Raw genomic sequence first — 21,129 nt, forward strand, 5'->3', positions numbered from 1 at the left:
CGGCCCCGCCGCCGTTGCCGGGCCGACCTTGCCGCCGTTCCCGGGCCGGTCGGCGCCCGCCGGGCCGGTCGAAGTGTTCGCCGACTCCCGTCCTGCTGACGGTTGTCGGCCTTCGTCCGGTCGGGCCCGGTCAGAGCAGGCAGTCGGCGGTGGCGAGGACGGCGCGGGTCTGGTGCGCGAGCTGCTCCTGGACCGGGACCCAGCGGACGCCGAAGTGCCGGCGCAACCGGTCGAGGCTGTCGGCGACGACCGCGCGGGCGCGCTCGCGGGCGGCCTCGGCGGCCGGGCCGCGGGCGTCGGCCAGCAGCCGCAGCAGGACCGACGCCACCCGCAGCGGCACCCGCGCCGCGACCAGCCCGGCGGTGGTCACCCGGGAGGTCGTGAGCGGCTCGGCGCCCCAGCGCTCCAGCCACTCCTCGGCCACCCGCGGGGCGACCGCCAGACTGGACTCCGCGGTGCGCAGCAGCGCGCCGTACGCCTCGTGGCCGTACGCCTCGTGGCCGTGCGCCGGGACGCCCGGGAGCAGTCCGGCGAGCTCCTCGGCGCCCAGCGTGAGGTCGCGGGCGGCATCCGCGAGGGCCCGCCGGCCGGCCGGGTGGGGGCGGGCGTCACCGACCGCGTCCACGGCCCACATCGGGACCTCCAGCACCGCGGTGACCGCGCCGTACCGGGCCGCGTACGACCAGGTGGACAGCTCGGGCTCGTCCGGCAGGGCCAGGGAGCCCCCGGTGCCCGGGGCCGGCATCAGATAGGTGCCAGGGTCCGGGCTGGCCCAGCCGATCGCGTCGTAGGAGTCCACGTCGAGCGGGACGCCGGCCCGCTGCGCGGAGCGGGCGAAGCGCCCGGCCAGCCCCAGGACGGGACGCGTGAGCTGGGCGAACGCGCCGCCGAAGTCCACCCCGTGCAACGAGCACTGGAGGAAGGGGCGCAGCTCGTCGATCAGCCCGGTCAGCGCCACGCTCTCCGGCATCGGCGGGCGGCCGGAGCCGGGGGCGGGCAGCAGCTCGGGCTGCTCCTCGAAGGAGGGGCGGAAGAAGTGCTCGTAGTGGCGCCGCATGGTGAGCGGGCCGTCCAGCCAGCCGGAGTTGAGCGCGGCGCCGTCCGGGTCGAGGCAGAGCAGCAGGTGCCAGGAGAGCCCGGGGCGGGCGGGGTGGTCCAGCAGCACCTCGGCGAGCCGGACGGCCCCGGCGGTGCCGACCGGCTCGTTGGGGTGCGGGCCGCCGACCACCAGCACGGCGCGCGGCCCGCGGTCCACGGAGAGCAGCAGCAGTGGGCGTCCGGCCCGGGAGCGGCCCACCTCGCGCAGCCGGCAGCGGTCCGGGTGCCGCAGGGCGAGCCGCCGTGCGGCGGACTCCGCCTGGGCCGGAGTGGGGTAGCGGGCCGGCCGGGTGTCGAGGGTCCGGAGCGGGCGGATCCTCCGACCGGTGTCGGTCATGGTTCTCCTTGCGCCGGTCGTACGGCCGCCGGGGCGCGGGCGTGCGGGTGCGCCGCCGGGCACGGCGTGCGGGCGGGGGGACGGGGACGGGTGAAGGGGCGGGGCGTGGCATCCGCGGGCCGGGACGGCGGCCGCGCGGGGCCGGGGCGGGGCCTGGCGGAGACGGACGGGGCCGTACCGGGGCGGCCCGTGGGAGGGAGAGGAACGCCGGCCGGAAAAACCGGCGAGGGCCGAGCGTACGACTCAACTTCCTTGTCCGGAAGGGGTGCAGATCTCTTTGGCGGAGCCCTGTCAGTACCGCACGGCCCGTCCGGGCGTGTCAACGGCGGACTGCACCGGCCGTCGGGCGCGCACCGCGCGTGCCGGGGCGGGCACCAGCGGGTGCGGGCGGACGGCCAGGACCGGTGGCGGACACCGGCGGGAACGGGAAGGCCGCGGCCGTCCGGGGGCGCGCCGGAGCGCGGACGGCCCGTGATCCGGGGCAGACAGCCCGTTCCCCGGATTGGGCTACCCTTGAGGGTCACCCCTCCCGTGCCGGACCGCGGCACCGAATCACGTCGTAAGGGTTCCTAGTACATGACTGTCGAATCGGTCTTCCCACGCCTGGAGGCCCTCCTCCCGCACGTCCAGAAGCCGATCCAGTACGTCGGCGGCGAGCTGAACTCGACCGTCAAGGACTGGGACGCCTGCGACGTCCGTTGGGCACTGATGTACCCCGACGCCTACGAGGTGGGCCTGCCCAACCAGGGCGTCATGATCCTGTACGAGGTGCTCAACGAGCGCGAGGGCGTCCTCGCCGAGCGCACCTACAGCGTCTGGCCGGACCTCGAAGCGCTGATGCGCGAGCACGGCGTCCCGCAGTTCACCGTGGACGCCCACCGCCCGGTGAAGGCCTTCGACGTGTTCGGGCTGTCCTTCTCCACCGAGCTCGGCTACACCAACATGCTGACCGCGCTCGACCTGGCGGGCATCCCGCTGGAGTCCCGGGAACGCACCGACGACGACCCGATCGTCCTCGCCGGCGGCCACGCGGCCTTCAACCCGGAGCCGATCGCGGACTTCATCGACTGCGCCGTGGTCGGCGACGGCGAGCAGGCCGTCCTCGACATCACGGAGATCATCCGCGCCTGGAAGGCCGAGGGCCGCCCCGGCGGCCGGGACGAACTGCTGCTGCGCCTGGCCCGCACCGGCGGGGTGTACGTCCCGAAGTTCTACGACGTGGAGTACCTGGCCGACGGCCGGATCGGCCGCGTCGTGCCGAACGCCCCGGGCGTGCCGTGGCGGGTGTCCAAGCACACCGTGATGGACCTCGACGAGTGGCCGTACCCGAAGCAGCCGCTGGTCCCGCTCGCCGAGACGGTGCACGAGCGGATGTCCGTGGAGATCTTCCGCGGCTGCACCCGCGGCTGCCGCTTCTGCCAGGCCGGCATGATCACGCGCCCCGTGCGGGAGCGAAGCATCACCGGCATCGGCGAGATGGTGGAGCGCGGGCTGAAGGCGACCGGCTTCGAGGAGGTCGGCCTGCTGTCGCTGTCCAGCGCCGACCACACCGAGATCGGTGACATCGCCAAGGGCCTCGCGGACCGCTACACCGAGGACAAGATCGGCCTGTCGCTGCCGTCCACCCGCGTCGACGCCTTCAACATCGACCTCGCCAACGAGCTGTCCCGCAACGGGCGCCGCTCGGGCCTCACCTTCGCCCCCGAGGGCGGCAGCGAGCGCATGCGCAAGGTGATCAACAAGATGGTGTCGGAGGAGGACCTGATCCGCACCGTCGCCACCGCCTACGGCAACGGCTGGCGCCAGGTGAAGCTGTACTTCATGTGCGGCCTGCCCACCGAGACCGACGAGGACGTGCTCCAGATCGGCGAGATGGCGAAGAACGTCATCCAGAAGGGCCGCGAGGTCACCGGCCAGAACGACATCCGCTGCACCGTCTCCATCGGCGGGTTCGTGCCCAAGCCGCACACCCCGTTCCAGTGGGCCCCGCAGCTGTCCGCCGAGGACACCGACGCCCGCCTCGCCAAGCTGCGCGACTCGATCCGCGGCGACCGCAAGTACGGCAAGAACATCGGCTACCGCTACCACGACGGCAAGCCGGGCATCGTCGAGGGCCTGCTCTCGCGCGGCGACCGCCGGGTCGGCGCGATCATCCGCGCGGTCTACGAGGACGGCGGCCGCTTCGACGGCTGGCGCGAGTACTTCTCGTACGACCGCTGGATGCTCTGCGCCGAGAAGGGCCTGGCCGGCACCGGCGTCGACGTCGACTGGTACACCACCCGCGAGCGCACCTACGAGGAGGTGCTGCCCTGGGACCACCTGGACAGCGGCCTCGACAAGGACTGGCTCTGGGAGGACTGGCAGGACGCCCTGGAGGAGGTCGAGGTCGACGACTGCCGCTGGACCCCGTGCTTCGACTGCGGCGTGTGCCCGCAGATGGACACGGCCATACAAATCGGCCCGACGGGCAAGAAGATGCTGCCGCTGACGGTCGTCAACGCCACTGGCCAGCAGGGTTAGCCAGAGGCATGGGGGACACGCTCGGCGAGCTGTGTGATGTATTTCACGGCCTCTCGGAGGGTGAACGACAGCTCGTCCTGGGCGCGCTCGGTGTGACGCGCGCCCCGGGCGGGCCCGCCCCGGCCCCACGGGAGGCCCGGCAGAGGGGCCGGAAGACCCCCCTGCCCGCCGCCCGGAGCGCCCCGGACATCGAGTCCTCCATCGAGTGGGTCTGACCCGCTGAGGCCACGCCCAGAGCCCTCCCCGATCCTGTCGGGGAGGGCTCCTGCGTTCGATGGAGTGCTGAACGCCTTCGAGTGATGGCCGGTGGCTGTCAGCTACCTCTGATGAGTGACAGGTGCCCGGCGGCCGACTTGGACAGGCTCTCCAGGATGGCCCCGCCCTTTTCGGCGGTACCGAGGGACGGGCGGCCGATGATGCCGTTCTCGGTGTAGCCGGCCATGCCCAGAGTGAGGAGGTGGGGGCGCTCCGGGGCGTCGTGGTCGTCCTGCTCGATGCCCTCGCGGATGAGGTGGGGAGCGCCGTGGAGGAGGAGTGAGACCTCCAACTCGCCGCCGTGCATGTCCTCGCCGCCGCCGCTCTCCAGGGCGGCGGCCTCGCGGGCGTGGTGCCAGTCCTCGCGGACCGGGAAGAGGGCGACGCGAGGGCCCTCGGTGTTGGCCTCCTGGACCACGTTGGAGAGGACGTAGTTCCCGCCGTGCCCGTTCACGATCAGCAGGCCGGGGACGCCGGACGCCCGGAGTGACCTCCATGTGTCGTTGATCATGGCGTAGAGCGTGGCGGCGCTGATGCTCACGGTGCCCGCCATGTGGGCGTGCTCGTGCGAGCAGGACAGGGTGACGGGCGGCAGGAGGAACAGGTCGTAGTCGGTGGCGATCCGGTGGGCGATCAGGCTGGCGACGACGGTGTCGGTGATCAGGGGCAGATGATCGCCGTGCTGCTCGAAGCTGCCGACCGGCAGCACGGCGATCTTGGCGCCGCGCCGGCGTTCGTCTGCGGAGGTGGCGGCCGTGATCAGTGCGTCCATAGGCCCAGCCTCTCCCATCGGACCGTCAGCGGTCGAGAGGGCTCCCACTGCCCATCAGCGCCAGGCGGCGGGTGAACGTGGCCACTTCGGGCACGGCACTCCACCGCTGGAGGGCCTTTCCGGCGGTGGATAGTTCGGACATTGCGCGCGCTGACTCGGTGTCGACGGCGATGGACAGTGCACGGTCGGCTGCGGCGACCGCCTGCTCGGGTTCACCGGACACCGCGTAGGCCCGCGCCAGTCGGGAGAGGTAGACGCCCTGGTCGTTACGATAGACCGGCGGCAGCACTCGGAGCTCCGCCTCGAACATGCCCACGGCCGTGTGCGGGTCGCCGAGTTCGATCAGACAGTTCGCGCGCTGCATCTCGATGTAGGTCGGTGTGCAGTAGGCGAGATCAAGAGCGTCGTCGGCGTGCGAATCGTCCGGCGCGGCCGCGATCTCGTGAGCCTCGTCGAACTTCGCCTGTGCGAAGCGAGGGTTGCCCATCATCGCGTGGCCCTGCGCCTCCTGCTGCGCCGCCAGTGCCCGGATCCGGTGAGTGGCCCCGACCGACCGCTGGGCCGCGCGGGCAAGGCTGACGGTCTTCTGGGCGTTGCGCTGGGCGGTGGCCTGGTTGCTCTTCCGGAAGAGCACGTAGGCGGCCATCACGTCGTCGCCGGCCTCCTGCGCCCACTCCATGGCGCGGTCCGACCAGAACAGGGCCCGGTCGAAGTCCCCGAGATCCTGGTTCAGCCAGCCCAGGAACTCCGCGGTGCGCGCGCCGATCGTGAGCAGTTCGTCGCGGGCGCGGCCCCCGGCGTCCTGTTGGAGGCGGTCGAGAAGTCGGAAGTGCCGCGTCACTGCGTCGAGCGCGTGGCGGAAGCCGAGCAGGTTCGCGGCTTTGTAGTGGCCGGGCATCGCACCGCGCAGATGGCTGACGAAGAGATCGGGGTCGATCGGTGCGTTGAGGCCCGTCCCTCTGGCGGTGACCTCGCCGACCCGGCTCGGTGTCATGTCACAGGCGCGGGCGATGAGCGACGGGTAGAGCCCCGCCGTCTTGAGCAGCCGGAACACGGCGGCGAAGTCTCGCGCTCGACACGCAGCGATCATCTCCGGGTTGGACAGCAGACCCGCTGGGAGCCGGTCCGGTGCGCGAGCCTCGGTCACCACTGCTCCTGCCGTCGATCAGCAGCCGCTGCAAGCAAGTTGATCGACTGTGAGTTTACCCACATTGGGTAACCAGCTTGGGTACGAAGTCCGCACTTCCTCCCGGCAGCCTGGAGTAAAGGGCCGGAACGTCCGGGTTTCGGGCCGCCATTGGGCATCGGGAGGCGGTGCACGTGACCAGCTCGGGAGAACCCCCCGACGGCTCCGAACCCTACAAGCCGGCCCCCGGGATACCCGCGTTCGAGGCGAGGCTCAGGCGGCACAAGCGGTCCGCCACGGTGGCCAGGAACCACCTGCGTGACTTCCTTCAGAACGTCCCGGGCGGCCCGGTCCTCATGGACGACGCCCAGCTGGTGCTCGGTGAACTGGTGGCCAACGCGGTGACGCACGCGCGTGTTTCGCCTGGGCGTGAGATCGCCGTCCGGTTCGAGGTGGTGCGCGACCACCTGCGGATCGAGGTGCACGACGCGAGCAGCGAGAAGCCCGCGATCCGGTGCGCCGCTGACCTGAGCGACGTCTCCGGGCGCGGGCTGTACCTGGTGGAGGCCCTGTCCCGGGAATGGGGCTTCGAGCCCCGACCCGAAGGCATCGGAAAGATTGTTTGGGCCCTGGTGGGCCCGGAAGGCGGTGTGGAATGAGCAGGCGGGCGTCCGGGGCGGCGGCTCGGTGCTACTACTGCGGCGCGGGGCTGAGCAAGGCGCTGACCCGAAGCATCGTGGTGAACGGGCAGACGGTCGCTGTTCACAGGTGGCACCCGCGTCGCGCGGGGGAGGTGTCGGGGAAGTGATGCCGCTTGGAGTCCCCGATGCGCCGGAGACGCTCTCCCTGTACCCCTTCCCGGTGATCCTGGAAGTTCGAGGTGTCGCGGAGCCCGAGCACTTCGGGAAGCTGCCGGAGGCGATGGCCGCGCTCCTGGCCGCGGTCGAGACGCTTCCGCTCGGCCCGGACCAGCAGGCCTACTTCGCCGAGCTGTTCGGGCCGTCGGAGGAGCAGGAGATCGGGCGCCGGCTCGCGACGCACGGAGAGGTGCGGGCCCTGGCATTCGTCGGCCTGACCCCGACCGTGGTCCGCCTGTACCCCGCCGGCCCCGGGGCGGCCCAGTGATCCGACATCTGCGGGCCCGATGGGACCGGCTCTCGACCTGGTGGCTGCTGGACGGCCAGTTCTCCTGGCCGGTGCGGGCCGTCTCGCCGAGCCGGCGAGCCGCGCACCGCGACGCGGTGGCCTGGTACACGGAGCCTGACTTCGCTCAGGAAGAGCGGATGCTGCTCATGCGGCAGATCTGGTGGGAGAAGACCGGCGTTGACGATCCGCTGCTCGACCTGACCGAGGCGGAGCTGTTCCGGCGGATCTTCGACTGCGAGCAGCCGACGCGGGATCGCACCTGACCTGATCAGGGACAACTGAAGACGTGCCGGACCACCCCGGAACCTTGGCGGGAGAGGGGTGGTCCGGTGGGTCGGAACCCGATGCCGATGGTATCGGGCTCCTCGGCATGCCAGCGCATGGATAGCCGGTTCGGTTCTTGACCAGGGGAGTTGAAGAACAGTTGGACGGGGACGACGACTTCGGTGCGGAGTTGGCGGCGAGCCTCGACCCTGACTCATGGGTATGGCTGCCGGGAGTGGACTACGCCGCCGGCTGGAGAGCCGCGCGGCAGACGGCGGATGAGGTGAACACCCTGTTGGCAGCATGCGGCGTGGATCGATCGCACTTGCGGGCGATCGCCGACACCGATGCTCAGGGTGGGGCGCTGGTCCGCCTTGAGGGCATCCTGGAGGGCTGGATGAGCCTCAAGGAACTGCTCTGCTTGGCCGCCAACGCCCGTGGCGAACTGACGTGACAGGGCCAGTGCAGGCAGCCCACCCGCTGGTCGCTCCTTCCAGATCAGAGCCCAGCGATGAGGGGCGGCAAGTGGGTAGCTTCACCCCCTTTTTACAAGGACAGGCGTTCGGTACCCAGCGTGACCTGAGGCTCGGCCACCCTGCCGGTTCCCCGGCCATCGAACCGCCGGCGCCCACGACTGAGCGCCACGTACCGCCCGATCTGGCACGCCGGTGGCACGCTCACAAGTCGAGGAAGTGCTCCGGCAGCGCCGCGTCGGGCAGCGCACGACTCAGAATCACGTAGGCCGGCCCATACGGCGTTTCACTCTTCCAGGTCTCCCACTGATCAAGCTCGTGGGACAGGTAGCGCTTCAGCAGCTGCCGGAGCTGCTCGGCCTCAACGTCGCTCAACGGCCCGGCCGGTTCCATCTCTCTCATCATGGCCGCACACTACAGATCGACCCGGCCTCTTTGTCCCGAACAACCTGGATACCTGGACGACCTTGGGGAGCGCTGCCGCTGACCTGCCCGAACGGTCCCCAGCTGTCTGTGGCCGTCCGCCGATGTGCGTGCCCGTTGTAGCGCAGTTAGACACTCAGCCTGCCGGTCGCGGATGGCTCAGCCAGGCCGCACTACAACAACTTGTACGCCCACCGCTCGGCATTCATGTTGCCCGCAGGTCGCTCCAGCACTCCAGTGACCGCGCGCCGTACGACCACCGAACTGCACTCCGCCCAGATCTGGTCTCCAGAGGTCAGGAACAGTGGTTGATCGAGATCGAACACGTAGCAGCCGGGCTCGAAGTCGACGCGGTCCAGAAGCAGCATCCTGGGGGCCATGGTTGGTGAACCGCGGAGCATCATGCGGGCCATCATCGTCCGGGTCCTGCGGCCTGCACGCCTGCTCTACGTGAGAGGCTGTCCGGCTCCCCGCGAAACGTGGCGCTCCGAACCTATCGCCAAGCCGGCTCCGCGCCCGACCGCCACGTACCCCCGATCTCGCGGCCTGTGGAACGGCCGGCCAGCACTGGCTTACCGGCGGCACCGTCCGTAACCATCAGGTGGGTCCGCCCACATCTAGCCGTTCCCAGCAGGCCCATCGACCTGACTCGCTAGCTGTTGCCGTGGGACACTGAGCCTCCAGTCAGAGCGGCGGAGGGGCGCATGCGGGAAGCTGATTTCAAGGCGCAGATGGCCGGTGTCTACGCGCAGGGTACCGAGCCTCGGCTCTTGTCAGTTTTGCCAACAGGCCGTGATGAAATGTGGGCGGTAGGGAATGCGATGTTCATTATCCCTGTGGTTCCGCCTGACGCGCCGCCACTTCTTGAGTACGCATTGCGACTGAGGCGGGAAGCCACCTTTACTGGGAAATGTGGCGAATGCAATGCCACGTTTGGGATTGGCGCTTTCGGGAACCTGGAAGAAATTTCCTTTAGCGCGGCCAAGTTTCCGCATCGCAGAAACTGTCCTGCTGCGGATGATAATGTTCTTCCGAATCTGCAGCAGCACTACGATGATCTATCGCGTCGCACAATCGGTGAGACATTGAATGCGATAAATTCAAGCACTCGGAAGAAGGTCGAGGAGCGAGTAGTAAATCGGGTCGACGTGAAGGGGAGGAAGTTCGAAGCGTGGGCGCGGAGTATTCTAGACAAGCGACTGACAGCCGAAGCTCCTCGGTGCGGACACCTGGAAACGCTAGCGGCCCAAACTTGGAACCTGCTGATTGGCGACACGGAGTGGCGCTGCGATCAGTGCTACGCTTATCTTCGGCAGTCAGCTCTTGATGGCAAGTTCAAACTCGGCGACGAGGAAGAGTTCACCTGCGACTACTGTCGTAATCCGACAGATAGATTCGAGCCGATCGCAATTAGAATCAACCACTTCTTCATGACCGGAGCAGTCTGTCCTACCTGCGCCAAGATGCTTCAGCGCGGAGACTCCCCCAAGAAGGTGAGCAAGCGTGGGAAAAACCGTAGAAAACATCGATGAGCCATTCCTCGACCAAGCGCAGAAGCTGCTTGGTACGAGCAGTAATCGTGACACGGTGAACGCTGCACTTCGAGAGGTCGTTCGTCAGAAGTTGGCGCTTTCATTCATCGAAAAGATGCGCTCGCGCGATCCCGAAGAGCTTGAGAGGTTGCGAGGCGAAGCTTGGCGCTAGAGCCGAAGTATCTGATCGATAATAGTGCTATGAACCGCCTCAAGCACCAGGCTGTTGCCGACCGCCTTACCCCCCTTATTGTGGGCGGGCTCGTGGCAACTTGTGGCGTTTTGGATATTGAGGCGCTCTACTCTTCGCGCAATCCGCGTGAATACGAAGAAAACCGGGCAGAGCGCGCGTCAATCTTTGGATATCTGGAAATTGACGAGCGTGATATTCAACTGGCCCTTGAGGTTCAGCGCGAGCTGGCGGCAAAATCCCAGCATCGCGGCCCAAAGGTTCCAGACCTTCTAATTGCGGCGGTTTCCCAGCGAAATAATTTGACGCTACTGCACTATGACTCAGATTTTGATCGGATCATTGCGCATACCGGCCAAAAGGGAGAGTGGGTAGTTCCGCGGGGAAGTGTGGCCTGAGCACTTCAGGTGGCGGTGCCTGCGCGGCAAACTTGGGCGGTGGAGCGGTTTTGGCCGGTGTCCTTTCCGGTCTGGGGTCGAGCATGATCGGGGGGCCGTAAGCTGCTGCGACTCGGTCAGGGCTTTTGGGCCTGACCGCAGTTTGGCCGAGTGGCCCCCCGGTCTTGCTCGACGCGGGTCCCTGGCCGGGGAGGTGGGTAAAACCGCGGAGCCGCCCGCCCCAGCCACCCTGCTGCCCCTGTCCGGGCGGTCGCGCCGGGACCGGGCGCCAGCCCGCACGCCCGGCGTCGGCCGCCCAGGGCGGGGCAGCGGCGCGCGCAGGGCGCGCGCCCTTGAGTAAGTGAAGAAGAGTTGCGACAGCCCCCGTGCCCGGTGGGCGGTTTCTAGGGGTCGTTGCAACACGTGGTCGGTTTGATCAGGCCGCGATGAGTTTATGCAGGCGCTCGGCTGGGGTTTCCCAGCCGAGCGTTTTGTGTGGGCGGCCGTTGAGTTCGGCGGCGACGAAGGCCAGGTGTTCCGGGCCGTGGACCGCGAGGTCGGTGCCCTTCGGGAAGTACTGCCGGAGCAGTCCGTTCGTGTTCTCGTTCGAGCCGCGCTGCCAGGGACTGGCCGGGTCGCAGAAGTAGACCGGGACGCCGGTGGCGACGGTGAACGAGCCGTGCGAGGCCATCTCGGAGCCCTGGTCCCAGGTCAGCGACCGCACCAGGTGTGCGGGCAGGGCCTGGACGGTGTCCACGAGGGCGTCGCGGACCTGTTCGGCGGTGCGGCCGTTCGGCAGGTGCAGGAGCATGACGTAGCGGGTGTGGCGCTCGACCAGGGTGCCGATGGCGGAGACGTTGTCCTTGCCGATGACCAGGTCGCCTTCCCAGTGCCCTGGCACCGCCCTGTCCTCGACCTCGGCGGGGCGCTCGCTGATCATGACCATGGGGTCGATGAAGCGTGGCCTGCGGCAGTTGGCCTGCCGGTGGGGAACACGGCGGGCGCGCCCGGTCCGCAGGGCACCGGCGAGCTCCCGGCGCAGTTCGCCGCGTCCCTGGATGTAGAGGGCCCGGTAGACGGTCTCGTGGGCCACGTGCATCTCCGGACGTGCGGGGAAGGTGTCCCGTAGAGCCTGGCAGATCTGCTCCGGGCTCCACTTGCGGTCCAGGTGGTGCTGGATGAAGTCCCGCAGTTCCCGGTTGTGGGCGATCTTGGCGGGCTTGGGGCGGGGGCGGCGGGCGTCGGCGCGGGCCTGCGCGGCGTGCGGCCGGTAACTGCCGCTGCCCGGGTGGCGGTTGCGCTGGATCTCCCGGCTGACCGTGGACGGGCTGCGGCCCAGCTCGGCCGCGATCGCCCGGACGGTGGCCTTCTCCCGCAGCCGGTCGGCGATGTGGATCCGCTCGTCCTCGCGCAGGTACCGAGACGGCCCCGGCGGTGAAGAAACCTCGGCCGCACGCGCCGGTTGCGCGGGCGGCCGAGGCCTCTTCACGCGCCCTTCGGGCCGGCCGTGGCGCCACTCACGGCCGGTCCGCTCGTGGACCCCCACGAGCCGGGACGCTTCCTTGTTGCTGTAGCCCTGCTGCACGAGCCGGAAGTATTCCTCCCGCTCGACACGGAGCTTCCTGGGCCCCTGCGGCTTCCTGTCCCCTCGGATCTCGAAGTCCATCGCATCCCCTCAGCTGGGGTGTTGCGACGACCGTTAGAAGCCAAGTGTGGACACGGGGGCTTTGGTGTGTTCGGGATGGTTAGCGGGGGGTGGCGCGCTTGAGCTTGTGGGCGTCGATGGCGTAGGTGAGGGCGGTGGTTTCGGCGCCGAGGCGGGTCTCTTCGAGGATGAGGGGGAGGCCGGTGTTCTGGTCGCAGGTGATGCGGTGGGCGATCAGGAGGGCGGCGGCTTCGGAGAGTTGGAGGGCTTCGCGCTCGTCGGGCTGGGGGACCCGGGCGCTGACCCGCTCGTGCCAGGTGAGGCTGTGGCCGACGGCGGCGAGCACCGCGTAGGCCTCGGCCGGGGTGGCGGCAGGTTGTTGGGCGAGTGGGGTGGCCTCGATGCGTTCCATGGGGAGTAGGAGGCGGTGAAGGGCGCGGCCGTTGCCGGTGGGGTCGGTGAGCAGACGGTCGCAGCCGAGCATCAGCTCGTCCTGATCCATCTCCAGCAGCGGCCCGGTGATGGCGTCGGTGCGGGTGCGGTAGACCGTGGGCTCCTCGGCGTGGGCGAACCAGGGATCGATGGGCGTCGAGAAGGTGTCGCCCTGGGTGGCGATGGTTCGGTCCAGGCTGGCGCTCGGGCCGTGGACGGCGGCGCGGACGAAGGTGCCGCGGCCCTGCTTCACGTCCAACTGGCCCTCGCTGCGGAGGGCGGCGACCGCGAGGCGGACGGTAGGGCGGGAGACGCCGTAGGTCTCGGCGAGATCGGTTTCGGTGGGCAGCTGGGTACCGGGGGGCCATTCGCCGGTGGCGATCGACTGTCGCATCGCCGCCGCCACCTGCTTGTGCAGTGCCTCGTTCCGAATGATCGCCATGGTGTTGACCCCTTGGTGCGGGCGCCGGGGGCGGGTCCGCTTCGCGTGTGCCGTGTCGTTTTCGAGGGTTCGTCTGTGGTCGTCTGCCCTGGTCGGGCGGAATCTCTAGGTCTGTCGTCAGTTGCTAGCCGTTAAACGTAAGCATGAATTGCTTGCGTCGGGGCGTCAAGGAGGAGCATCATCGAGGCGCCAAAGGTAAGTACGTTTGACGACTGACGTCATGCGGCCCTTGGTGTCAGAGGAGTGTGCGCTCATGCAGTCCATTCCCGTGGACGGAACCCGGCTCGGCGCGATGACCTGCATCGTTGCCCCCGAAGCGCGGATCGCGAACCGCGAGACTGGGAAGATCAGGAAGGACCGGGAGGGCCAGACCGTCTACACGGTCGGGGTCGCGGTCCGGCAGGACGGCCGGCGGGCCTCGATCATTGAGATCAGCGTGTCGGGCGAACCGGTCGGCGTGGTGGAGGGCGTGCGGGTGCACGTCACGGGCCTGACCGCTTTCTCCTGGGCGATGGGGGACCGGCACGGCCTGTCCTTCCGGGCTGACGCCATCACCCCGGTTCCGGTCGGCGCTCCGGCGGCCTCGCGCAAGGGCGGCGACGCCTGATGAGCGGCGCGACCCGCGTGCGCCTGCGCGGTCTGCTGCGCGAACTCGGGGAGCTGGCCGAAGAGGTCGACCCGTTCGGCCGGGACGACGACGGTGCCCAGCTGTTCGACCACATCGCCGTCGTCGCCAGCAAGGCCGCCGGCCAGGCCCGCGACCTGGAGACCGAAGCCCACAACACGGCGATGGAGAACGGGGGGCGGCCGTGATCGTCCTCCAGCTGCTGTGGGTCGTGATGCTGGCGACGGTGCTGATCGGGCTCAGCATGGCCCCGGTGCTGCGGCGCAGCTACCCCTATCTCTGGTGGTACCTGCTCGGCTACCCGGCTGCGGTGGTCCGAGTCCGCGTGACGTGGCGGCGTCTGACCACGAACCTCGGCCTCGCCGTGGCCAAGCGTCCTGGGCGGGCCCGAGTCGGGGACTTGATGGTCCGCGGGGATCCGCTGCGGCCGACTCCGCCCCGTCTGGGCGTGGCGAAGTACCGGCGTGGCGGCGTCGACGTGAGGGTGCGGCTTCACCCTGGGCAGGTGCCCGAGCACTTTGCCGAAGCCCTGGACGCGTTCACCCATGCCTGGCGGGTGCACTCGGTGCGGCTGGCCCTGAACGAGCGAGGGTTCGTCACCCTCTCGGCGCTCGCCTGGGACCCGCTGGCCATGCCCGTGGTGCCGTACAGGTTGAAGCAGCGGCTGCTGAGGGCGGTGGTAGGGCTGCTGGAGGACGGCCGGGCCTGGACGATCGACCTGCGGCGGGCGCCGCACTGGCTGATCGTCGGCGCGACCCGCTCCGGGAAGTCCACCCTCATCGCCGCGCTGGTGAAGGAACTCGCCCCGCAACGCGTCGCACTGTTCGGCATCGACCTCAAGGGCGGCATGGAGCTGTCCCTGTTCGAGGACCGGCTGTCGGCTCTGGCGGCGACCAGGGCGGAAGTCGCCCACCTGCTCGCGGAGTTGGTCGCGGAGACCGAGGCGCGGATGCAGCTGTGCCGCTCGGTCGGGGCCCGGTCCGTCTGGGACCTGCCGCCGAAGCTTCGCAAGATGCCTGTCGTCGTCATCGTGGACGAGGTCGCGGAGCTGTACCTGGTGGCGACCAGGGACGACAAGGCGGAGGTGGGGGAGATCTCCACCAACCTGCTCCGGCTCGCCCAGCTCGGTGCCGCTCTGGGCGTCCACCTGGTGGTCGCGGGGCAACGGGTCGGCTCCGACCTCGGCCCCGGGGTGACCGCCTTGCGGGCGCAGTTGGCCGGCCGGGTCTGCCACCGGGTGAACGATGCCGGGACGGCGGAGATGGCGCTGGGCGATCTCGACAAGGACGCCCTGGCTGCCGCGCAGCAGATCACCGCCGCTGAGCAGGGCGTCGCCATCACGGTTGGCGCCGACGGTCGGTGGATCCGCGCCCGGTCCGTCCACGTCACCCCCGAACAGGCACGCCGAGCGGCAAGGAAGTACGCCCGGCTGGCTCCGTCCTGGCCCGGCCTCCACACGGCGGACGAGCCGAACGAAGGGGTCTACATCTGATGGGCGCCGCTCTCATCCTGACCGCCGTCCTGGCCCTCGTCACCTACCTCCTGGTCCGCTCCGGCGAACTCAAGATCTGGCACGTCCTCCTCGTGGGCGTCCTCGGGATCTACCTCGACCGCATCGGCTGAGCCGACCCCGTCGTCTACGCGGTGACCTGGCTCGTCCAGGGACTCACCCACACCACCTGAGAGGCGTGATCACCGTGCCAACCCGACCAGCCACCCAGCCCGCCCGTCCCATTGCCACCCCTGGCCGCGCCACCGCATGCCTGGCCCGGCCGGGGCCCGGCGAACCCTGGCCCTGGAGACATCCACCATGACCGCCAGCACCAACCCGTACACCGGCCCCACCGCACGCCGTGCCTTCCTCGACCGGGAGGCGCGGCTGCGCCAACTGCCGCCGACAGAACGTGACTTCGTCCGCCTCGGTGAGATGCCGGACCTGAACCGCTGGCTGGAGCAGATCCGTACCACCGGTGGGTGTGCCGAGCCGGTCTACCTCGCTGGGCACACCACCACCCTCGACGCCGACACCGGCGAAGTCCTGCGCCACTACTCGACCGGCACCGAACCCGGTGGCCGGCTCGCCGTCCGCTGCCGCAACCGGCGGGCCTCCCGCTGCGCGCCCTGCTCCTGGGAGCACAGCGGCGACACCTTCCACCTGGTCCGCTCCGGTCTGGTCGGCGGCAAAGGCGTCCCGGAAACGGTACGGACGCACCCGCGGTTGTTCGTCACCCTGACGGCGCCGTCGTTCGGGCCGGTGCACCGGGCGGGCGACTGCCACCCGGCTCGGCGTCGACGGTGTGAGCACGGCGGCTGCCAAGGCTGCGGTCGAACCCACCTGGAGGCTGACCCGCTCGTCGGGCAACCGCTCTGCGCGGACTGCTACGACTACCCTGGGCACGTCCTGTGGAACGCCATGGCCCCGGCCCTGTGGAAGGCCTTCCGCGACAACCTGTACCACCACCTCGCCACCGGGGCGGGCGTCGGCCGCTCAGAGGTGCGCACCCTGGTCAGGGTCTCCACCGCCAAGGTCGCCGAGTACCAGAAGCGTGGCGCCGTCCACTTCCACGCCGTCATCAGACTCGACGGCCCGGACGGTCCCACTACTCCGCCTCCGCCGTGGGCAGCAGAAGACCTCCTGCTGGAAGCCGTCCGCTCGGCGGCCGCTGCCGTGGCGCTCCCGGGTCCCGACTTGATGGCCTCCGGCGGTGGACGGCTCGGCTTCGGCGCTCAGCTGGATGTGCACCCCCTTATAAAGGGAGGTGGCGGGCACATCTCGGACGATGCCGTGGCGGCCTACGTCGCCAAGTACACGAGCAAGAGTGTGGAGGCCGCCGGCGCTGTCGACCGTCGCATCGAGTCTCTGGCGGAGATACAGGCCCTGCGGGTCAGCCCGCACGTCCGCGCCCTCATCGCCACTGCCTGGCGCCTCGGCGGCCTGCCCGAACTTCAGCACCTGCGGCTTCGGGCCTGGGCCCACATGCTCGGGTACCGGGGGCACTGCCTGACCAAGACGCGGGCCTACTCCACTACATATGGGCAGCTCAGAGCCGCCCGCGCCGAACACGCCTGCGGCCTGTACGCGGACTGGGACGACGGGACCGTGGCCGAAGGTGCCTGGCGCTTCGTCGGAACCGGGCACACCCCGGCCGAAGCGCTCATCGCTGCCGGCATCGCCGAAGACCTCGCCACCAACCGGGAGATCGTCCGCGCGGAGCAGGCAGGGGAGAGACCGTGACGACCAAGCAGGCGGGGGCCGGAGCAGCGGCGAGTCCGTGCGAGGCAGCACCGGCACCGTTGCGCCCGATGGTGCTCCGGGCCCTGGTCATCGAGAGCGAGATCGTCATCGTGGACGCCGACGGGCACGAGGAGCCGTACGACTCGGCCAAGCACTGACGGTTAGCAGCCCCCGCCGTGATGACGGGGGCTGCCGCCGTCAGAGCTTGCTCGCGAAGTCGTCCTCCTTCACGATCAGCCGGTCGCGGTAGTCCTTAGGGATCAGGAGCCGCAGTTTGATCGCGGGAGCCCGCTGACCCTGGACCTTGGTCCGGGTGACCTCGCAGCGGACGCCCACCCTCAGGAGGTCCGCCGCCATGGCCTCGGTACCGCCGTCCTCCCACTGCTGCCGGAACGTCTTCCCGTTGGCCACGTTCACCCACCGGTCCTCGGTGGTCTCGGGGTCGATCTCCCCGAGTTCGGTGATCAGCTTGTCCAGCGTCTCCTCCGCCTGCTCGCGCGTGAACCTGGTCTTGGCGTATCGGCCGCTGGGCTCCAGTTCCTTCATGTAGTAGGCGATGGACTCCTCAAGCTGCGCCACATGGGCGCGTGCTTCTGCGCCTCGTGCGTACTCGCGCACCTGCACGGGCTCGTCGCCGAGGACCGACAGCACGTCGAGGACGAGCTTGGCGTTGATCGCGTCGGGGTTGGTGGCGCCCAGGCCTCCGCCCTTGCAGCCCTGGCACCGCAGGTACTCGTACACCCGATCCTTGACGCGGTTCCGCTGCTCCAGCATGTTCGTCCCGCAGTCGACGCAGACGAAGACCCCGAGGAACTTCGTGGCTCCGCCGGGCTGGCGCTGGGGTTGGTTCTTGCTGCGCTTGTCGAGATCCGCTTGGAGCTCGTGGAACTCATCGTTGGCGAAGACGGCCTCCGCGACCCGGATGGGCTTCCCGGCCTTGTCCAGGACGAGCTTGGACCGGCGGGCGCCGCCCTTCTTCTCCTCTTCTACCCGGTAGCCCATCAAGGCGGGGTTGCGGAGCTGGCGGAGGAGGGTCGTGGCCGTGAGGCCGTCGCTGGCGAGACCCGCGCGCTTGAGCAGTTTGACCATGCGGGTGGCGGAGACGCCTCGACGGGCCATGCGTCGGCACCAGTGCAGGGCCTTGTGAGCGTCGGCCTCGATGGCGAGGACGGCGTTCCCGTTCTCGTCCTCGGCGGTGGTGTATCCGAAGGCGGGCTTGCCGACCAGCCAGGCTGACTGGGTCTTGGCGTAGTCCCAGAGGCTCGCGACCCGGGTGCTCGTATTGGTGGCCTCGATCTCCGCGATGCCGCCGATCAGCGTCACCAGGATCTTGCCGACGACCGTGGTCAGGTCGATCGAGTCGTGCTTGGAGACCAGGTTCTTCCCGTACTTCAACGCCCAGTCGATCATCGTGTTCAGGTCGGAGAGCCGGCGGATGAACCGGTCGAGCTTCCAGAACAGCAGCACGTCGAACTCCGGCGACCGGTTGTTCAGCCAGTCGCCCAGCTGCTTCCGCTTCCACGGGGGCACCTTGGTCGCGGACACGTTCAGGTCGCTGGCGACGCCGACCACCCGGCACCCCCGGTTCAGGGCTTCGCGGCGGAGGTCGAGCTCCTGGCGGACGGGGGAGGTGGTGTCCTCCGTCAGCACGGACAGCCGGACCGAGAGGAGTGCCCGGGCGCGTCCGCCGGAAGGGCGGCCTCGACTCTCTTCAGCTCCTCCAGCAGTGCCAGATCCGCGGCGGTCCACTCGGTCTCGACCGTGTACGTCCTCTGCTGCGCGGCACGTGCCGTACGGGTGCGCTTCGCCATGTCGGTGACCCCCTCGACGGTTGTGGGGTGGCCTCCATTTAGCCCCAGATGGACATCCAGATCCAGATTGGCCCGACGGGCAAGAAGATGCTGCCGCTGACGGTCGTCAATAAGTAGTCAGATAAACATCGAACCCCGCGCTGGATGGATCGGCGCGGGGTTCGATGTTTTTTCCACGATACCCATTGTATTGTCATGGGTGGGTAGGTGATATATCCGATTGGAGGTGTAGAGTATGGCCAAGACGATGATCGACCTCGATGAAGAGGCGCTGGCCCTGGCCGCCGAAGTGCTCGGGACCACGACGAAGAAGGACACTGTCAACGCCGCGCTCGCCGAGATAGGAGCACGGCGACGCAGGGAGCTCGCACTGCAGGAGCTGATGCGGCTCGCTGAGGACGGCGCGTTCGACAAGTTGCTGGAGCCCGGGTTCAAGGACGAGGTCCGGCGCGGAAAGCAGGGTGGGGCTGAATGGGAGCTCGGGAAGGCTTCCTGATCGACACCTCGGCGGCGGCGCGGTTGATCACGAAGCCGTCGGCGTTGTCACTCTGGGGTGAGGCCCTGGCGTCGGGGGCGATCGGCATGTGCGCTCCGACTGAGGGCGAGCTGCTGTACTCGGCCCGGTCGGCTGCCGAAATGCGGGCGATGCGAGTGCAGTTCGAGCGGTTGTATACCTGGTGGGTCGTGCCTGATGAGGTCTGGCGTGACATCCAGGCCCTGCAACTGCTGCTCGCCGAAACGGGCAGCCATCGGTCCGCGGGTGTGGTCGACCTTGTGGTCGCCGTCACGGCGATGCACCACGGGCTGACCGTGCTGCACTACGACCGGGACTTCGAGACCATCGCCAAGCACGCCGACCTCAAGGCCAGGTGGCTGGCCGAGCCCGGGTCGCTGGACTGAGGACCGGCTCTGACCAGGGGCGGAGCGAGGGGGTGGCGGGGCGCGTACCCTTTGAGGTGACAGAGTCCGGACAGCGGCGGGAAGACGCCGCGCCGGACGGGGACAACTGACTAAGGACTGAGCGACCCTGGCACGCCGTACGCCCGACGGTCCGCCGCCCGCGCCGACGGTGCAGCGGATTCGTCTCCGCTACACCAAGCGCGGCCGGCTCCGCTTCACCAGCCACCGCGACTTCCAGCGCGCCTTCGAGCGCGCCCTGCGCCGGTCCGCCGTTCCGATGGCCTACTCGGCCGGCTTCACCCCGCACCCGAAGGTCTCCTACGCCAACGCGGCCCCGACCGGGGTGGCGAGCGAGGCGGAGTACCTGGAGATCGGCCTGGCCGCTGTCCGCGACCCCGAGCAGCTGCGGGCGCAGCTGGACGAGTCGCTGCCGACGGGCCTGGACGTGATCGACGCGGTCGAGGTGCGCACGCCGAACTTCGTGGAGCGCCTGGAGGCCTCCGAGTGGCTGCTCCGGCTGGACGGCATCGAGCCCGACGTGGCCGCCGCGGCGGTCGCGAGCTTCCTCGCCGCCGAGAGCGTCGAGGTCGAGCGCCGCACCAAGAACGGCCTGCGGGTCTTCGACGCGCGGGGCGCGGTGGCGGCGCTGGAAGCCGTCCCGGCCCAGGTCGAGACGGGTGCGGGCGCCGGGACGGAAACCGACCGCGATGTTCGTACCGGCCGTCCCTGTGCGATACTGCGCCTGGTAGTACGACACGCCACACCCGCCGTACGACCCGACGACGTATTGTCCGGTCTCCGTGTGACGGCCGACCTGGCGCCGCCGGTCCCCGCAGAGGTGACCAGGCTGGCGCAGGGGCCGCTCGACGAGGAGACCGGCACGGTGACCGACCCGCTGGCGCTCGACCGCGCCGCGGCCCCGGTCGGCTCGGAGCCGGCCGCAGGGCCGCACGCTACCGCGTCCGCCTAGCGGGGGGAGGCCGGGCCCAGTGCCTCACTGGGCCCGACGGTCCTCCAGGGTTCCCGCGGCTCCCCAGGGGAGCGAGCGTCGTTGCAGCGCAGGCCTGCCACCCGGGGCCTGCCGACCAGGAAGGTCGGCCGGTCCGGGACCCCGTCCGGGAGCCACCCGGGGTTGGGGGACGGCGCAGCTTGGGAAAACCTCAGAAGACTGGTCAGACCAGAAGACTTTCGACACCCCGCCGTGTGCGGGGCGCCGAGCGAGACTACGAGCCCCTGTGCGGCCTCGCGTCCGCACGGCGGCACCGTCAAAGGGTCCGGTCCGGGCATCCTCGCGATGCCGGCCGCCCATCGGTGTCGTGCCGTGCCCGGATGCGGAGCCCGGGGGCCTGACGGGAGATCCACCCGCATGCTCGATAACACCGATCCGCAGCAGACTGCCGCAACGGAACAGAACGAGACCGCCGTGACCGGCGGCGAGGGCGCGTCCGCCGCGTCGCGGGTCACCCACACCACCAGGGTAGGCGGACACCAGCGCCGCCACGAGGGTCCGGGCGCACATTCCCGGG

The 21,129-nt window shown here is 69.5% G+C and carries 26 protein-coding genes; 17 read left to right on the forward strand and 9 right to left on the reverse strand.

Annotated elements, in window-relative coordinates:
* Nucleotides 1-130: 130 nt before the first annotated feature.
* Entirely contained in the window at nucleotides 131-1,435 is a 1,305-nt protein-coding gene (locus AB0E96_RS07785; RefSeq protein ID WP_359819899.1) for a M14 family zinc carboxypeptidase, read from the reverse strand.
* Nucleotides 1,436-2,011: 576 nt separating this feature from the next.
* On the opposite strand from AB0E96_RS07785, the gene AB0E96_RS07790 reads away from it, so the two are divergent.
* Nucleotides 2,012-3,955 (forward strand): TIGR03960 family B12-binding radical SAM protein, encoded by a 1,944-nt coding sequence (locus AB0E96_RS07790; protein ID WP_359819901.1) that lies wholly within the window; start codon nucleotides 2,012-2,014, stop codon nucleotides 3,953-3,955.
* Nucleotides 3,956-4,268: 313 nt separating this feature from the next.
* Here the strand turns inward: AB0E96_RS07790 and AB0E96_RS07795 are convergent, their stop codons facing one another.
* Nucleotides 4,269-4,982, reverse strand: a complete 714-nt coding sequence (locus AB0E96_RS07795) for a creatininase family protein (RefSeq protein WP_359819904.1) — start codon at nucleotides 4,980-4,982, stop codon at nucleotides 4,269-4,271.
* A 25-nt stretch (nucleotides 4,983-5,007) separates the two neighbouring features.
* Entirely contained in the window at nucleotides 5,008-6,129 is a 1,122-nt protein-coding gene (locus AB0E96_RS07800; protein ID WP_359819906.1) for a hypothetical protein, read from the reverse strand.
* Nucleotides 6,130-6,302: 173 nt separating this feature from the next.
* Here AB0E96_RS07800 and AB0E96_RS07805 point away from each other — a divergent pair, with 173 nt between their 5' ends.
* From AB0E96_RS07805 to AB0E96_RS07820, 4 genes are all read left to right on the forward strand, one after another.
* The gene (locus AB0E96_RS07805; RefSeq protein WP_359819908.1) at nucleotides 6,303-6,767 is read left to right on the forward strand and encodes an ATP-binding protein; all 465 of its coding nucleotides are present in this window, start codon (nucleotides 6,303-6,305) and stop codon (nucleotides 6,765-6,767) included.
* A 148-nt stretch (nucleotides 6,768-6,915) separates the two neighbouring features.
* The gene (locus tag AB0E96_RS07810; protein WP_359819911.1) at nucleotides 6,916-7,233 is read left to right on the forward strand and encodes a hypothetical protein; all 318 of its coding nucleotides are present in this window, start codon (nucleotides 6,916-6,918) and stop codon (nucleotides 7,231-7,233) included.
* The gene (locus tag AB0E96_RS07815; RefSeq protein ID WP_359819913.1) at nucleotides 7,230-7,517 is read left to right on the forward strand and encodes a hypothetical protein; all 288 of its coding nucleotides are present in this window, start codon (nucleotides 7,230-7,232) and stop codon (nucleotides 7,515-7,517) included. The genes AB0E96_RS07810 and AB0E96_RS07815 overlap by 4 nt, the downstream gene beginning before the upstream one ends.
* A gap of 161 nt (nucleotides 7,518-7,678) precedes the next feature.
* Nucleotides 7,679-7,972, forward strand: coding sequence for a hypothetical protein (locus AB0E96_RS07820; RefSeq protein WP_359819915.1), 294 nt, complete (start codon nucleotides 7,679-7,681; stop codon nucleotides 7,970-7,972).
* Between the two features lie 223 nt (nucleotides 7,973-8,195).
* Here AB0E96_RS07820 and AB0E96_RS07825 read toward each other — a convergent pair whose 3' ends face one another.
* Together AB0E96_RS07825 and AB0E96_RS07830 are read right to left on the reverse strand one after the other, a co-directional pair.
* Complete coding sequence (locus AB0E96_RS07825) at nucleotides 8,196-8,396, reverse strand: hypothetical protein (protein WP_359819918.1); 201 nt, start codon at nucleotides 8,394-8,396, stop codon at nucleotides 8,196-8,198.
* A 191-nt stretch (nucleotides 8,397-8,587) separates the two neighbouring features.
* Nucleotides 8,588-8,782, reverse strand: coding sequence for a hypothetical protein (locus AB0E96_RS07830; protein ID WP_359819921.1), 195 nt, complete (start codon nucleotides 8,780-8,782; stop codon nucleotides 8,588-8,590).
* Between the two features lie 336 nt (nucleotides 8,783-9,118).
* Here AB0E96_RS07830 and AB0E96_RS07835 point away from each other — a divergent pair, with 336 nt between their 5' ends.
* Genes AB0E96_RS07835 through AB0E96_RS07845 form a run of 3 tightly spaced genes read left to right on the forward strand, consistent with a single transcriptional unit; the run spans nucleotide 9,119 to nucleotide 10,534 of the window.
* Nucleotides 9,119-9,946: a hypothetical protein gene (locus AB0E96_RS07835; protein WP_359819922.1), complete on the forward strand. Its 828-nt coding sequence runs from the start codon at nucleotides 9,119-9,121 to the stop codon at nucleotides 9,944-9,946.
* On the forward strand, nucleotides 9,918-10,118 hold the full coding sequence (locus AB0E96_RS07840; RefSeq protein WP_359819925.1) for a type II toxin-antitoxin system VapB family antitoxin: 201 nt from the start codon (nucleotides 9,918-9,920) through the stop codon (nucleotides 10,116-10,118). The genes AB0E96_RS07835 and AB0E96_RS07840 overlap by 29 nt, the downstream gene beginning before the upstream one ends.
* Before the next feature lie 29 nt (nucleotides 10,119-10,147).
* Nucleotides 10,148-10,534: a PIN domain nuclease gene (locus AB0E96_RS07845; protein ID WP_359819927.1), complete on the forward strand. Its 387-nt coding sequence runs from the start codon at nucleotides 10,148-10,150 to the stop codon at nucleotides 10,532-10,534.
* 415 nt (nucleotides 10,535-10,949) lie between these two features.
* Here the strand turns inward: AB0E96_RS07845 and AB0E96_RS07850 are convergent, their stop codons facing one another.
* Nucleotides 10,950-12,179 (reverse strand): IS30 family transposase, encoded by a 1,230-nt coding sequence (locus AB0E96_RS07850; RefSeq protein WP_359819930.1) that lies wholly within the window; start codon nucleotides 12,177-12,179, stop codon nucleotides 10,950-10,952.
* Between the two features lie 79 nt (nucleotides 12,180-12,258).
* Entirely contained in the window at nucleotides 12,259-13,032 is a 774-nt protein-coding gene (locus AB0E96_RS07855; RefSeq protein ID WP_359819933.1) for a GntR family transcriptional regulator, read from the reverse strand.
* 253 nt (nucleotides 13,033-13,285) lie between these two features.
* On the opposite strand from AB0E96_RS07855, the gene AB0E96_RS07860 reads away from it, so the two are divergent.
* From AB0E96_RS07860 to AB0E96_RS07885, 6 genes are all read left to right on the forward strand, one after another.
* Nucleotides 13,286-13,639 (forward strand): hypothetical protein, encoded by a 354-nt coding sequence (locus AB0E96_RS07860; RefSeq protein ID WP_359819964.1) that lies wholly within the window; start codon nucleotides 13,286-13,288, stop codon nucleotides 13,637-13,639.
* Nucleotides 13,639-13,845: a hypothetical protein gene (locus tag AB0E96_RS07865; RefSeq protein WP_359819935.1), complete on the forward strand. Its 207-nt coding sequence runs from the start codon at nucleotides 13,639-13,641 to the stop codon at nucleotides 13,843-13,845. Before AB0E96_RS07860 ends, AB0E96_RS07865 begins: the two co-directional genes overlap by 1 nt.
* Complete coding sequence (locus AB0E96_RS07870) at nucleotides 13,842-15,149, forward strand: FtsK/SpoIIIE domain-containing protein (protein WP_359819937.1); 1,308 nt, start codon at nucleotides 13,842-13,844, stop codon at nucleotides 15,147-15,149. Before AB0E96_RS07865 ends, AB0E96_RS07870 begins: the two co-directional genes overlap by 4 nt.
* Nucleotides 15,149-15,280 carry a hypothetical protein gene (locus AB0E96_RS07875; RefSeq protein ID WP_359819940.1) on the forward strand — a complete coding sequence of 44 codons (132 nt, stop codon included), beginning with the start codon at nucleotides 15,149-15,151 and terminating at the stop codon, nucleotides 15,278-15,280. The genes AB0E96_RS07870 and AB0E96_RS07875 overlap by 1 nt, the downstream gene beginning before the upstream one ends.
* 187 nt (nucleotides 15,281-15,467) lie before the next feature.
* On the forward strand, nucleotides 15,468-16,892 hold the full coding sequence (locus AB0E96_RS07880; protein WP_359819943.1) for a replication initiator: 1,425 nt from the start codon (nucleotides 15,468-15,470) through the stop codon (nucleotides 16,890-16,892).
* Nucleotides 16,889-17,050 carry a hypothetical protein gene (locus AB0E96_RS07885; protein ID WP_359819946.1) on the forward strand — a complete coding sequence of 54 codons (162 nt, stop codon included), beginning with the start codon at nucleotides 16,889-16,891 and terminating at the stop codon, nucleotides 17,048-17,050. The genes AB0E96_RS07880 and AB0E96_RS07885 overlap by 4 nt, the downstream gene beginning before the upstream one ends.
* 40 nt (nucleotides 17,051-17,090) lie before the next feature.
* Here the strand turns inward: AB0E96_RS07885 and AB0E96_RS07890 are convergent, their stop codons facing one another.
* Together AB0E96_RS07890 and AB0E96_RS07895 are read right to left on the reverse strand one after the other, a co-directional pair.
* A complete protein-coding gene (locus AB0E96_RS07890; RefSeq protein WP_359819949.1) occupies nucleotides 17,091-18,542 on the reverse strand; it encodes a recombinase family protein in 1,452 nt (483 codons plus the stop codon).
* Nucleotides 18,536-18,703: a hypothetical protein gene (locus tag AB0E96_RS07895; RefSeq protein ID WP_359819952.1), complete on the reverse strand. Its 168-nt coding sequence runs from the start codon at nucleotides 18,701-18,703 to the stop codon at nucleotides 18,536-18,538. The genes AB0E96_RS07890 and AB0E96_RS07895 overlap by 7 nt, the downstream gene beginning before the upstream one ends.
* Before the next feature lie 235 nt (nucleotides 18,704-18,938).
* Between AB0E96_RS07895 and AB0E96_RS07900 the strand changes: the two genes are divergently transcribed.
* From AB0E96_RS07900 to AB0E96_RS07910, 3 genes are all read left to right on the forward strand, one after another.
* On the forward strand, nucleotides 18,939-19,199 hold the full coding sequence (locus AB0E96_RS07900) for a type II toxin-antitoxin system VapB family antitoxin (RefSeq protein ID WP_359819954.1): 261 nt from the start codon (nucleotides 18,939-18,941) through the stop codon (nucleotides 19,197-19,199).
* Complete coding sequence (locus AB0E96_RS07905) at nucleotides 19,175-19,603, forward strand: PIN domain nuclease (RefSeq protein ID WP_359819957.1); 429 nt, start codon at nucleotides 19,175-19,177, stop codon at nucleotides 19,601-19,603. Before AB0E96_RS07900 ends, AB0E96_RS07905 begins: the two co-directional genes overlap by 25 nt.
* A 169-nt stretch (nucleotides 19,604-19,772) precedes the next feature.
* Complete coding sequence (locus tag AB0E96_RS07910; RefSeq protein ID WP_359819958.1) at nucleotides 19,773-20,573, forward strand: TIGR03936 family radical SAM-associated protein; 801 nt, start codon at nucleotides 19,773-19,775, stop codon at nucleotides 20,571-20,573.
* Nucleotides 20,574-21,129: the final 556 nt, after the last annotated feature.

The sequence above is a fragment of the Kitasatospora sp. NPDC036755 genome, assembly GCF_040636595.1.
In the GTDB taxonomy this organism is placed as follows: Bacteria; Actinomycetota; Actinomycetes; order Streptomycetales; family Streptomycetaceae; genus Kitasatospora.